This window comes from Chryseobacterium culicis, from assembly GCF_002979755.1.
GTDB classification, from domain to species: domain Bacteria; phylum Bacteroidota; class Bacteroidia; order Flavobacteriales; family Weeksellaceae; genus Chryseobacterium; species Chryseobacterium culicis_A.
Genome location: NZ_PCPP01000001.1, coordinates 1,179,304 through 1,193,824 on the forward strand (window position 1 = coordinate 1,179,304; position 14,521 = coordinate 1,193,824).

General features: G+C 38.9%; 6 protein-coding genes. 5 read left to right on the forward strand and 1 reads right to left on the reverse strand.

All coding sequences use genetic code 11. From position 1 onward, the window contains the following. Window positions 1-395: 395 nt before the first annotated feature. Genes CQ022_RS05535 through CQ022_RS05545 form a run of 3 tightly spaced genes read left to right on the forward strand, consistent with a single transcriptional unit; the run spans window position 396 to window position 8,244 of the window. On the forward strand, window positions 396-4,904 hold the full coding sequence (locus CQ022_RS05535) for a GEVED domain-containing protein (protein ID WP_105681976.1): 4,509 nt from the start codon (window positions 396-398) through the stop codon (window positions 4,902-4,904). Window positions 4,905-4,955: 51 nt separating this feature from the next. After that, complete coding sequence (locus CQ022_RS05540; RefSeq protein ID WP_105681975.1) at window positions 4,956-7,778, forward strand: T9SS type B sorting domain-containing protein; 2,823 nt, start codon at window positions 4,956-4,958, stop codon at window positions 7,776-7,778. 28 nt (window positions 7,779-7,806) lie between these two features. Beyond that, window positions 7,807-8,244 (forward strand): hypothetical protein, encoded by a 438-nt coding sequence (locus CQ022_RS05545; protein WP_105681974.1) that lies wholly within the window; start codon window positions 7,807-7,809, stop codon window positions 8,242-8,244. An 87-nt stretch (window positions 8,245-8,331) separates the two neighbouring features. Here the strand turns inward: CQ022_RS05545 and CQ022_RS05550 are convergent, their stop codons facing one another. Next, window positions 8,332-9,771, reverse strand: a complete 1,440-nt coding sequence (locus CQ022_RS05550; RefSeq protein WP_105681973.1) for a helix-turn-helix transcriptional regulator — start codon at window positions 9,769-9,771, stop codon at window positions 8,332-8,334. Window positions 9,772-9,967: 196 nt separating this feature from the next. On the opposite strand from CQ022_RS05550, the gene CQ022_RS05555 reads away from it, so the two are divergent. Together CQ022_RS05555 and CQ022_RS05560 are read left to right on the forward strand one after the other, a co-directional pair. Then, window positions 9,968-12,970 carry a reprolysin-like metallopeptidase gene (locus CQ022_RS05555; protein WP_105681972.1) on the forward strand — a complete coding sequence of 1,001 codons (3,003 nt, stop codon included), beginning with the start codon at window positions 9,968-9,970 and terminating at the stop codon, window positions 12,968-12,970. 309 nt (window positions 12,971-13,279) lie between these two features. Further along, window positions 13,280-14,515, forward strand: a complete 1,236-nt coding sequence (locus tag CQ022_RS05560) for a PKD domain-containing protein (protein ID WP_105681971.1) — start codon at window positions 13,280-13,282, stop codon at window positions 14,513-14,515. The last annotated feature ends 6 nt before the right edge of the window (window positions 14,516-14,521 follow it).

The window sequence follows — 14,521 nt, forward strand, 5'->3', positions numbered from 1 at the left end:
TATTCAATTTTTAATAAATTAATTTTACCCAAGTCATCATCAAAAAACTAATCTAAGAAAACTATATAAAAATGAAAGGAAACCCAACCCATTAAAAACCACAACAAGTTATAGGCAGTAAAGTGAACAAATATCAAATTGTAACGGATCTGCAACTCCCCCCATTCCCACTTACTTAGTACCTACTATTTTTTTCTGTTTATCCATTAATCACTTTTTATAAAAGAGGTGATAAGGAAACGCAGTGATATATTTTAACAGCTTACCCTATCTGTGATTAAAAACAGAGTTTTTCTATGAATTTATCAAACAAATTCTATGGAATAACTCCGCATATCTTTCGCTGGACTAGGCAGGCAAATTGAATAACAGACTCTAACTAAAAATGAAACTATATGAGAAAAATTCTACCTATTATCCTATTTTTACTGACTTTTGGTCATGCCCGGGGACAAACCTGCGTTCCGGTTCCGGTGCCCTTTTTACAGTCATTCAGTACCGGTGCACTTCCTGCATGCTGGACCAGCCAGAACCCTTCTTCAGCATCCACAAATGCTAACGTCAAATGGAAGTTTTCCGGATCAGCAGGCTACGGAGCCACCGGAAACGGAGGAAAACCTGCCGGAACTTTTGCATGGGTTGATGCCTCTTCCCCTTATGCTGATGAACACACTGTGGAACTGGTGAGCCCACAGATCAACCTAGCGGGATTAACGAATCCTTATATCAAATTTGAATGGTTTAAAGATCATTTGACCGGACTTAACGGTACCGTACCTGCTGCCGACAACAATCAGTTAAAACTTGCAGTAAATAACGGTTCAGGATGGGTACAGGTATGGTCAGGTGACACCAATTCCCCAGAATGGAGAACAGTTGGTGTTCCTTTGGCGGCAAGTTATGTCGGGAATACCATACAGCTAAAGTTTACCGTAGATAAAGATGCTGCAGGAAATGGAAATTTTTATGATGATGTATTATTGGATGAGGTTCAGGTAATTCAGGCTCCCACCTGTTTTGAGCCCGTGACTTTACCTGCCTCCAATATTGCACCTGCTTCTGCAACGCTGAACTGGACTGCTCCGCTTGCTCCAGCTCCGGCGCCAGCCAATGGTTATGAATATTATTACAGTACAAACAATACTCCTCCTGCAAATGCAACAGCGGGTACACCCAATCCGGGAACAAGTGCTAATATCAGTTCACTTACTTCCGGAGCTACCTACTACTGGTGGGTAAGATCCGTTTGTTCCGCCACTGACAAATCACCATGGATTGCAGGCATTCCTTTTACCCCAGGGCAGATTGGCGGAGGTACGGCTACCCATGCTTTTCTACCTGTATATTCTTGTTCCGGATTTAATTATTCCCAGCAGATTTATATGGCTTCAGAGATTGGAGCAGCTGTAGGAACGAATAATTATATAACAGCCATCAGATTTTTTGTTTCCACTACTGCTGCTGCCCAGGCTAATTATAACCAATGCGTGATCTATATGGGAAACACCACCCAAATAGATTTTGCCACCACTTCAAGCTGGGTACCTTCAACTTCTTTAACACAGGTGTATTCCGGTACTTTACCAACAATGGCAGCTGGTACATGGGTTGAAATTCCATTAAGTACTCCATTCTTATGGGATGGTGTCAGCAATGTGGTGATAGGTGTTGACGAAAATTCAACAGGGACCTCATGTACCGCAAACTGGGGAAGTTATTCTGCGGGAAATAACCGTGGAATGATTTATTATAATTCAACAACCAATCCGGATCCTGCGAACCTTCCTACGGCAACAAGCCGCTATGCTGTACTTCCAAGAGTACAATTAACAGGTACAACGTTACCAAGCTGCACCAATACGCCTCCGACCAATATTGCTGTGAGTAATATTACGGCTACCTCAGCCAATGTTACCTGGAATGCAACAGCCAATGCAACGTATGTGGTAAGATACAGAATACCTCCTTCCCTTACATGGCAAACCATTACTATAGCAACTCCTTTTACCAATAGTGTAACGCTTACTTCATTAACTGAGCAAACACAATATGAGGTAGAGATCGCAACAATCTGTGGAACTCAGGGCGTATTTTCTGCACCTGTCAGTTTTACAACTCCGGCTCTGACTTATTGTAATGCAGCCACAGCAACCGTTACAAACGGATATATCAATAATGTGACTATGATTGGTACTAATGTACCTTTAACCAGTAATAATTCCGGGCCAACAACGTATACAGATTATTCTACAGATCCTGCAAAAACAGTTACGCTGCTTAGAAATTCAGTAAATAATACGTTGTCTGTAGGAAGATCAATCTTATCAGGAACGTATTCTACCAATGCATGGATCGATTTTAACGGTGACGGGATTTTTGATAATAATCCGACAACAAGTCCTGGTGGGGAAAGAATTATGAATCTGGGCTATTCAAATACAACTCCTGTTACGGCTACTTTTGATGTTCCGGCAAATGCGTATTTAGGAACGAGTAAGGTAAAAATGCGCGTTATTGTATATTCTCTCACTCCAGCCAACGCCTGCGGACCTTTAACCAGCAATGGAGAAGTTGAAGATTATTATGTGAAATTTATTGATCTTCAACCTTGTACTACTGCTGCTCCTGCTAATATTGCAGTGAACAACCTTACCCATAATACCGCTTATGTATCATGGATGCCTGCTGCTAATGCTACTTATGTTATCAGATGGAGACAAGGAAGTACAGGAACATGGCTTCCCACAGCGGCCGGGCAGACTCTTCCTGCAGGACAAAGCTTTTATACCATAACGGGACTTGCCGAGCAGACCGGATATCAGGTTCAAATTGCAACGATCTGCAACGGAAACCAGGGAGCATTCTCTCCCAGCATAAGTTTTACGACTCCGCCACTGACCTATTGCAGCATGACCGGAACAGGAACGAACGATTATATTTCCAATGTAAAAGTGACCCCTGTCAACTTCCCGATAATGGATAACACTTCTGTTCAGACGAATTACATCAGTTATACATCAGCAGCCACACTTATTAATCTTGAAATCGGTTCTCAGGGAAATCAACTGTCGGTTTCTAAAGGCTGGGTAGGAACTCAATATGCTGATGCTGTAAATGCATGGATCGATTGGGACAGAGATGGAATTTTCACCGATACTGAAAAGGTACTGACTTCTGCAGCCAACACAACGACTCCAGTAACAGCCACTTTTGATGTTCCCGCAACGGGAGTTTATACAGGACCTTTAACAACTACCATGCGAGTGGTAATGAAGCGAACCAGCGCTCCGGTAATGTGTGCAGATGCAGCCAATGGTGAAGTAGAAGATTATAGTGTAAGATTAAGACCATGCAGTAATGCAACACCTGGAAATCCTGTATTTACCAATATTACCCATAATTCAGTGAATATAAACTGGACTGCAGCTACTAACAATAATGCTTTTGTCCTAGAATACAGACCTGTTACAACGCCTGCTTCTGCTTGGACAACTTTGAACCTTTCTGTTTTAGGAGGAAATCCACCAGTAACAATCAATACTTTAACTCCGGCTACGGTTTATGAGGTAAGAATTGCAGCAGTTTGTGGCAGTGGCGGAATCGGAGTTTACACTCCCATAAAAACATTTACAACAAGATGTGATCCTACTCCACCATTTGTAACTATAAGCAATGTAACCTCAAACTCAGCACTGATTACCTGGAATCCTATTGTTCCGAGTGCGTCCTATATTTTAAGATGGAGAGAAGTAGGTACTATTCCATGGAATATGCCAACAATCCCTCAACCACCGGCAAATTCATACACGATTCCAAATCTTGATTCATTCAAAACTTATGAAGTGCAGGTAGCCAATATCTGTAACGGAGAACTAACGGCCAATCCGTGGTCTAATCCGAAGGTATTTACTACTGAAAGAATTTGTGAAATTCCTCCTCCGGGGCTTATGATCACTCAGATTACTCCAACAACGGCAGAAGTTGTATGGGATTCGTTTCCGGGAGCTACTTACCTGCTGAAATACAGAAAGGTAGGGATTCCAAGCTGGAGTGATGTTCCTGTGATTACCAATACTTACACCATTACAGGTTTGCTGGAACTTACCAAATACGAAATGCAGGTGGCCAATATCTGTAACGGAGTACCGGGAAATTTTACCAAACTATACTATTTCACTACTCCTACCGTAATCTACTGTCCGATGTCAGCAGCCAATTCCACAACAGAATTTATTTCAAAGGTTACTGTGAAACCTAATGGTAATAAGGAAATGATCAATGAATCGCTCGCATCTACCTATTCGGATTATACAGGAAACCCTTTACAATTTATTGATTTGATTCAAGGATCAAAAGGAAACCAGATTACTATTGATAAGACTTTAAGTTCAGGAACTAACGCAGGTATTGCTGTCTGGATCGATTTCAACAGAAACGGAGAATTTGATATCAACGAAAGAATTCTGGCGGACGGCCCTAATGGAAATCCAACGGCAAGTACTGTTTTCTCAGTTCCAACGGAAGCTTTCATCAGTATGACCGATCATAAATATGTAGTGATGAGAGTCGCTTTACAAAAAGACGGTATTCCTGTGAACTGTACCAAATTCAAAGATGGTGAAGTGGAAGATTATACGGTCAGAATCTCAAAACAGCCAGTACCGAATTCGCTTAACCAATCGGAGATCCACATTTATCCCAATCCGGTAAGTTCTGTATTGTATGTAAAAAATATAAGTGCAAAGGCTCAGTATAAAATTTACAGTGCTGTTGGAAGACTTATATCAACCGGAATTATTCTTAACAATGCTATTGATGTCAGCAATCTCATCCACGGAATGTATATGATAGAGATTGAGGATGGAGGCATTACTGTTCAGAAGAAATTTATAAAGGAATCATAATCTCTTTTGTAGATGAAAATTCAATTTTTTAGAATCAAAATTCTGTAATTCATGAAAAATATTATATTCAGTTTATTATTCATTCTTTTGGGCATTCATATTTCGGCTCAAAGAGACACCGATCACTGGTTTGCTCCTTATTATGCCTCCACAAGTTATACACAGGCATTATATCTTTCTACTGATTCTGCAACTCCTTTTGTGGTGACGATAAACAACAACAATACTCCGATCGGGAATGTTACCATCAGTAAAGGGGCTCCTCAGATATTTGTTGTACCCATTGCTGTTATCGCTGCCAATGTAACGTCAGATGCTTATAGTGTTATCAACAAAGGACTGCATGTGCAGGGAACAAAGCCATTTTATTGTTCATTAAGAATGGTAAGCAATACTACACACGCTGAAATTATAACAAGTAAAGGAAAAGCAGGGATTGGTAAGGAATTCTATGTCGCAGGAACTCCTACTACCTCATCACTTAGCGGATATAATTTTACAGCAGGGATCCTGGCCACTGAAAACAATACGGTAGTAACTGCCACATGGAGCGGAACCGTAACGTTCTTTGGAGCAGCACCTGTAACCAACACACAAACTATTACCCTTAATAAAGGACAGTCTTTTATTTTTGCAGGTGGTCCCGGGACGGGTGGCCAAAACCAGTCTGCTTTTATCGGGGCTAAAATTGTATCTGATAAACCCATTACCCTTACCAACGGAAATGTCAACGGAAATTTTGGAAACAATACCGGATCAGGATCCGATGCCATTCTCGATCAGTCTGTCCCTACAGAAAGACTGGGAAGTACTTTTGCCATGGTAAGAACCAGATCTACCAATGATGATCTGGAAGGAGGTATCATTGTTGGAACGGAAGATCATACCCAGATATTTATTAATGGTTCCAACACCCCTATTGCTACCATCAACAGTGGTGATTTTTACAGAATTTCAGGAAACAATTATGTTCAGCAGGGAACTTCCGGGCATTTTAACATGTTTATTACCACTTCAAAAAATGTCTATTTATACCAATTGGTTTCTGTGAATAACAGTAGTGCAACATGTGGATTCAACTATATTCCGCCGTTAAACTGCTTTTTACCCAGAAAAATTGATGAAATCGGAAAGATCAATGAAATGCCCACCGGAACAGGAACAACAAGTACTGTTCCTAACGGAACTATTGTAAAATTGAATATCTTAACAGAAGCAGGAGCTACGGTCACGGTCAATGGAAATCCTCCATTGGCAACAGAAGGTCCTTTTCCATTAACGGGAAATAACAGCTGGGTAACCTATGCCATCCCATCGATTACCGGAAATGTAACTGTTATTTCTAACAAAGCTGTAACCGCAGGGATCAATGGAGGCTACAGCACATCCGGATATGGAGGTTATTTCGCGGGTTTCTCATCCATCCCGCTGATTGCTAAACAGACAGGAGAATGTATTCCTGGTATTGTACTTGAAGTGGATGACAGCTATGATACTTACCAATGGTTTTTGAATGGAAACCCTATCACAGGAGCCAATAGCAACTCTTATACTCCATTGATTTCCGGAAATTATACGGTAAGAATCGCTGTAGGTTCATGTACTCCGGCAATCACTCCGGTTTATAAGGTGTATACCTGTCTTGAAGAGTCTACCAAAGCAATGACTGTCTGCGAAGGCTATCAGGCTATCGTCCCTCAGTTTACCAATTCTACTCAAAGTTATGTTCCGAGTACAGTAACTATTTTAACACCTCCGGCAAACGGTACCGCTACCATTGATCCGGCAGGAGTGATTACGTATGTCCCAAATTTCGGGTATATGGGTACAGATACTATTGTTTATAAGTTTTGTGGAAACAATCCTGACTTTACAGATTGTGAGCAGGTAACTTTAACGTTAACGGTTTCCGAAAGCCCAATTGTTAAAGATGCAGCCTTAAGGTCATGTTTTGAGCCTTCCAATCCTGTATTGGCTCTGTTTAATTTAACCTCAGCAGGAGTGAATGTACAGCCGGGAACAATCAAACAATATTACCCTTCTCCTGCCGATGCCCACAATGGAACCAATGAAATCCTAACCCCAGCCAGTTATATCGCTCCTGACGGAGTAGTTTACATTAAGGTAAGCAATGCCAACGGCTGTTACAGAATTGCAGAGGTTACGCTTACGGTTATTCCTCCTTCCTACTCAGATGTATTAAAAGATAAAATTATCTGTATGGAAAATACCACTACTCTGGATGCCGGCCCCGGATTTACCTCTTACCTATGGAGTACCGGAGCAACAACACCATCCATCAACAATGTCGGAGTAGGAACGTATTGGGTAGATCTTAAAAACAGAGAATGTACCACCAGACAGACTGTAAAAGTTTATCCTTCTGAACATCCTGTTATTTCGGATGTTAACATCAGCAATAATTCGGTTACTCTCTCTGTAATCGGAGGAACAGCGCCGTATCAGTATTCCATGGATAATATCAACTGGCAGAATGAAAATGTATTTACCAATGTGCCACGCGGAACCCAAACGTTTTATGTAAAAGACTCTTACAATTGTACACCTCTGGAGGTAGAAATTACAGTACCTAATCTTATTAATATCATCACTCCTAATGGTGACGGAATAAATGATGTGCTTGATTATTCTGCTCTCGCCGGAAAACCTAATTTCACATTCAGTATTTATGACCGCTATGGAAGCAAGATTCATGAGGGAAGTAAATTAAACGGATATCAATGGGACGGCAGCATTGGCGGTAAGAAAGTATCTACCGGAAACTATTGGTTTGATATGGGATGGAATGAAAATAACAAAAAACAGACCCCCATAAAATATACGGGATGGATTATGGTAAAAAACAGAAATTAATCAAACCTTCAAAAAATTTATTTTAATTATGAAAAAGCTATTATATCTATTTCTTGTATTCTTTTCAGGAGTACTTCTGGCTCAAAAAAACACCCATGTAAAGTTTGCGGTTTATAACAATGCCATTGGCACGGACACTATGTTTGATCTTTACAAAAGCAGTATTGAAAAGGTAAACGTTTTTAAAACCCAAGCCAGTCTGCCTTCCCATTTAAAGAAATTTGATTATCTGGCAGACCATGGTTTAATAGAAATCAAGTTTAAAAAAAATGCAGGATTTCCTGACAGTTTATCACTGGAAATGCTGAATGAACAAAATAATCTTCCTAAAGACAGACCTGTTTTTATTGAAGGGTATCAGTTCAATGACACCACATGCCTTGTTTATAATGATATGATTGGTAACATTGAGCTTAAAGATACCAACGGACAACAATACATTCATATTTCCACCATAAGAAATTAATAACCGAATTCTCCGGAAATTAATTTAAAAGCAGAGGCTATTTCACTTTGAAATAGCCTCTTTTATTTTGAGGAATGTTGCCAGACTTTATTTCAATAATTTAGAAAACCACACATAAATATCCATATCACTGGGAATATTCAGCTTTTTTCTTATATTATATTTTTTGGTCTGTACCGTTCGTACTGAAGTAAATGTATATTCGGCGATTTCTTTTGTAGAAAAATTAAGGTAGATATAGGCACAGAATCTTATTTCCGAAATTTTTAAAGGAGAAACTTTCAGCAGTTCCTCTGAAAAATGTGGGCAATACTCATTGAAACGAGTTAAAAACTCAGGATTATTTTCTTTGGCGAGCTGTATAACTTCCTTAAAAATACTCTCCTGTACCGGCATCTGATGAGGAATATCAATCTTATCCAGATTTTTACTCTTGTGTTTTCTATAGTAATACAGGAAAAGAAATATAAAGAGAAGACATGCGGCAATGCTCAATGACAGGATGAAGAAAAGGCTTTTTGTTTCCTTCTTTCTCTCGGCATTTTCTAATTCATTCTGTTGATCTACAGTATCATTCAGGGTTTGATATTGCTCGCTGCTTAAAGACTCTATATCCAACAACCAATTAGAATAATAACCGATACTGTCTTTTTGCCCAAGACTTTCGTATAAAGCTTTAAGTTCTCCTGCTACAGCAATCTGATAATTTTCACTTTTATAATAATTTTTAGCAATATTTTTACATATCCATAAATAATACTGAGCCTGTTTAACATTTTTAACAGCCTTAAAATATCTTCCGGCATAGAAAGCAGTAATATATTTTATCCCAATATCATTGACCTTTTTTTCATTGTGAATGGCTTCTTCAATATATATTTTTGCAGAATCTAATTGATTGAGGTCAGTATAGATTCCTCCAAGATAAGCTGAAGTTTTGTAGCTGTTACTCAATCTGTTTTTATCTATCCTGTAGCGGTTACCTTTATTTTCTCTGTAAATCTTTGAATATTTGTATGCTGTTCTATTATACTTCAATGACAATTCCTTTTTATTGACTTCATCATATTTACTGGCATATTGTCGGTTAATCAGATAAATAAAATATGCATCACCTGTTTTCATTGCCTCATCATAGATTTCCTCCAATTGTTTAAAGGATTCAACCCTTTCCCCCAGCTTCTGGTATAAAAAAGACTTTTGCATATGGAGATAAAAAATGACTTCAAAGTCAGTATCTGAATTGATGAGGTTTTCTTTCTCTACTTTATTGATATAATAAAAGGATTTCTTTGTATCATTCATTTTATCGTAGATATTGGCAATTTTGAGGTATCCTAATGCAGCACAATCATTATATGAATCTTTTTTACAAACCTTAATAAGGCTGTCAATTTTTTTTATTTCTTTTGGCCCGGCAGCAGAAAAATCTATATCAAACAGCACATTCTTTAGTTCCTTTTCTGTATGCTGTGAATAGAAAAAGGAAGAAATCAAAAAGAAGAAAACAGTTAGCTTTTTTACCATAACTCTGACAAAATATAAATGTAATATTAATACTACACTACTATTAATTTACACACAATACATACGTAGTACATACTCTAAATAACAAAACAACAACAAAACATTGTTTGCATTACAAAATTAGCAATTACTTTTGAATACCCGAATATTATATTCATTCTTCGCAATACCACTATTTAAATACCTAATTTTTAAAATGAGAAAAACTCTATTATCATTATTTTTGATCTCAGGCTTCTGCCTTTCCAATGCACAAAGATGGGAGCCTTCTTCACAAAAAGTTTCAGAGATCAGAAGGGAAGTAAAAATCCAGTACGCTTATAGAACGGATATTAATACATTAATACAGCTGTTAAAAAATGCTGAGAAAACAGGTCCTGCTGCACAGGCTGTCACCATACATTTACCTACTGCAGAAGGAAAGATTGAAAAGTTTGCCGTATACAGCAATCCTGTGATGGAAAAATCATTAATGGAAAAATACGGACTAGGTTCTTATGTAGGAGTTGGGATTGATGATCCTTCCAAATATATAAGATTCAGTACATCCCCTAACGAAATACAGTCCATGATTATCAAAGATGGTGTATTTCAGTTCATTGAACCTATTACAGCAGATAAAAAGACTTATGGAGTATTCTATAAGACACAAAGAACAGACTCCGAACATGGCTTTACCTGTAATATGGAAGGAAGCAAAGGTCTGGATATTAAATCTTTAAAAAACACCGGAAAAAATAAACTTCCTGGGGTTGATATTACAGGAAGACCTGCTGCTTCAAGATATAGAACGTATAGACTGGCTTTGTCTGCAACAGGTGAATACACACAGCTTTTTGGAGGTGTTGCAGGTGCTCTTGCACAGATGAATGCTACCATGACCCGTGTAAATGGGGTTTTTGAAAAAGAATTTGCAATTCATTTGAATATACAAAACCTTCCCAATATCATTTATGCCAATCCTGCCAATGATCCTTATACAAACGATTTGAATGGCCAGCTGCAACAAACCTTAACGGCTCAGGTAGGTAATGATAATTATGATATCGGACATGTTTTTAATGCTGCAGGAGGAAATGGAAATGCAGGCTGTATAGGCTGCATATGTACCGACCCAACAGCAGCGGAACCGCTAGGAAAAGGTTCTGCATTTACACAGAATGGCAACCCTGTGGGAGATACCTTTGATATTGATTATGTAGCCCATGAGATGGGGCACCAGCTTGGAGGTAACCATACATTTTCGACTGTTACCGAAGGTTCAGGAGTCAATATAGAACCTGGCGGAGGAACAACCATCATGGCCTATGCAGGAATCACAGCCAATAATGTTCAGATGAACAGTGATGCCTATTTCCATTACTCATCTATCAATCAGATATTAAACAATCTTGAAGATAAACCAGATTGTGGAGTTGCTGAAAATATTGCCAACAATAATGCACCCGCTATTGCTCCGCTTATTTCCTATAATATTCCTAAGGGGACAGCGTATTATCTGGAAGCAAATGCCGTTGACGCCGATGGGGATCAGCTTACTTACAACTGGGAGCAATATGACAGCGTGAGCAATACCAGTTCCATCTCAGGAGACAGCGGCTGGGGTTTTAATCCAGAAGGATCACTTACACGTTCTTATCCAGCAGTGGCATCAGGGAGAAGATATTTCCCAAGTCTGCCTATCGTAATGAGTGGTAAATTGACCAATAAAGACACCTGGGAAACCGTTTCATACATCCCTAGAGTCTTACATTATGCTGTATCTGTAAGGGATAATAACGCGAACAGACCTTTAACTATTTCAGCAGAAAATACAGTGACAGTAGGAAACGACGGCCCATTCAAATTCAAAGGGCTGAGTACTTCTTCTGTTCTGTATAATAATGCATCCAATACCATTTCATGGGACGTTGCGAATACAAACCTTGCCCCTTACAACGCTGCCAATGTAAAAATAGAATATACTACTGATGTCAATAATGGAGCAGCATGGACAGAACTGATCACTTCAACTCCTAATGACGGAAGTTTTGAAATACAGATGCCTGCTGCTTTACAAGGGAATATCAAACTGAGAATTTCAGCGGTTGGAAATATATTCTATGCAGTTTCTCCTACAATAACCGTAGGAAGTGCACCCGCTTCTGTAAATAATGCTCCAACAGGAATCGCAGCATTTGATAATGATATCTTAAAAACATCTGCAACCGTTTCCTGGAATCATGTTCCGGGAGCCACCTATTCTGTGAATTACAGAAAGGTGGGAACAGCCAACTGGTCTAATGCTGTCAGCCCGGTTAATTCAGTATTATTGAATAACCTTGAAGATGAAACGTCTTATGAAGTCAGCATTGCATCGGTTATTAATAATGTTGCCGGAGCATTCTCTCCTACGTATAATTTTAAAACCAAAGGTTTACGCACAGGATATGATTACTGTCTGATGACTACAGGAGGAAACACTACGAACAGTCCGTATTTCAGCGGGATATTAAGGGTAACTTTAGCCAATGTGGATTTAGCAGGAAACGGGATTACCGTTCAGCATGCCTATAAAGACTATTCGGAAGATCCTTCAAAATTAATTCAGCTTACTCAGGGCGCTCAGTATAATCTCAACTATATTGTTTATGCCAATCGTGCGGGAGGAAATTATCAGGATTGGATACAGGTATGGATTGATTACAACAGAAACGGAATATTTGAGGCTTCAGAAAGAATTGGTATTAACGGAGCAGCTCCGGATGCCAATAAAAGACATCAGGGAAGTTTTGCATTTGCAGTTCCGGCCAATGCTTACAATGGAGATAAAACATTAAGAATGAGAGTAGCCAGCGGTTTTTTCAATGCATCAGCTGATGCGTGTACAAGCCCTTCTTTAGATGATAATGGTGATCTTTTTTCAAGGGGTTCGGTATGGGATTTCTCTGTAAAGATCAATGCAGCATTGGCTGTTAAGGAATCCGTTCAGCCCACATCAGGTATTGAGCTCTATCCTAATCCGGCAGATACATTTATAGAAGTAAAAAATATCAAAGGCAACGCTGATTACAAAATCTATAGTGCAGACGGAAGACTTGTTCAGGAAGGAAGACTTGAGAGTCAGAAAATCAATGTTGCTTCACTGATCAAAGGAATGTATGTAATCACCATAAAGGATGATAAAACGACATATAATACAAAATTAATCAAGAAATAGTTGTAATAATTAGTGTACCGTGTACCTGCTGGTCATTTGTAATACCTGCAGGTACTTTTATAAGCCACTTTTAAAATAATACACCCCAATCAATAACTCATAATAATCAAAAAAATCTCTAACAAAGTAAATTGACATTTTTAAAATACCTTTTATGTTGTACCTGCAGTATAGATTGGGTTTCCTGCAGGTGCTTTTAAAAGGTTTATAATAAAAAAACATTTTTAATCATCGTTTGTATTGTGTACCTGCGGTAGAAGTGGTTTTTCGCAGGTACCTTTTTTAATAAGAATCTAAAAAACATATGATATGATAAAAAAACTACTCTTTCTGATATGTACTGGTTTTTCAGTCTTATCTTTCTGTCAATCCGATGAGGTTCTGTTTATAGGAAACAGTGTCACGTATTTTAATGACATGCCTGAAATTTTCAAAAATATAGCTGCATCAAAAGGAAAGAATGTTTCCATAACAACCCATACTCCGGGAGGAACCGGGTTTGTTAATCACGTAGATGATCCTGCACTGTACCAAAAAATAAAATCAAAAAACTATAAGTATGTTATCATGCAGCCCGGTACCGGTGAATCTGCAGGTCATTCTTATCCTGTTTCCGTGACAGCAGAGCGTGGCCGCAAAATCAGGGATTCCATCCGAAAATACAGCCCATGTTCCAAAATATTCTTATATGAAATTCCTTATGGAGTACCCTCGGCTAATGAATATAACGTGTATTTTACTTTTCAGCAGAAAATAAAGGATTCCATTACGAAGATGTCTAACCTGATGCAGGTGGAAATGGTTCCTGCCGGAGAATCAGCAAGGCAGTATTACACTTCATCGCAGGATCTGGCTCTTCATGGATCGTATAATGATATTCATCCGGGACCGAAAGGAAGTTACCTTGTCGCAGCTTCTATGTATTCTGCGGTTTTCCAGGATCATGTTTTCCCTTCTGCATTTTATAACGGACTGCCTCAAAACACGGCTGAAAATTTTCAGGAGATTGCTGATCAGGTCTTTTTTAATAATCCTGCACAATGGAACAGCAATGCGTTTCATCTTCATTCGGGCTTTACTGCCGCAATCAATGGAACGAATGTGAATTTCACCAATCACTCCACCAATTACACTTCAATGTTATGGAACTTTGGTGATGGCACCACGGATCCCTCATCAGATCCGGCTCATCAGTATGCCTCTCCCGGAAGTTATACCGTCACCCTGACAGTTAATAAAAATACCTGTTCAGAAACGTTGAGTAAGATTATTACTATCGGTTCTCTGGGAACTGCAGACCCAGCCATTGAGTCCGGGCTTACCTTTTACCCTAATCCGGTCACCGATTTTTGTTACCTGAAAAGTAAAGGAAAAATAAAGAACATCATCATTTATGATATGGCTCAAAGAAAGCTTGCCGACTGGAAAAACCTCTATATTTTTGATCTCAAAATAGATTTTTCAACGTATGAGAAAGGGGCTTACATGATGAGTATTCTATATGAAAGTGATCGTAAGGAAAACATTAAAATCATGGTCAAATAATTAAAT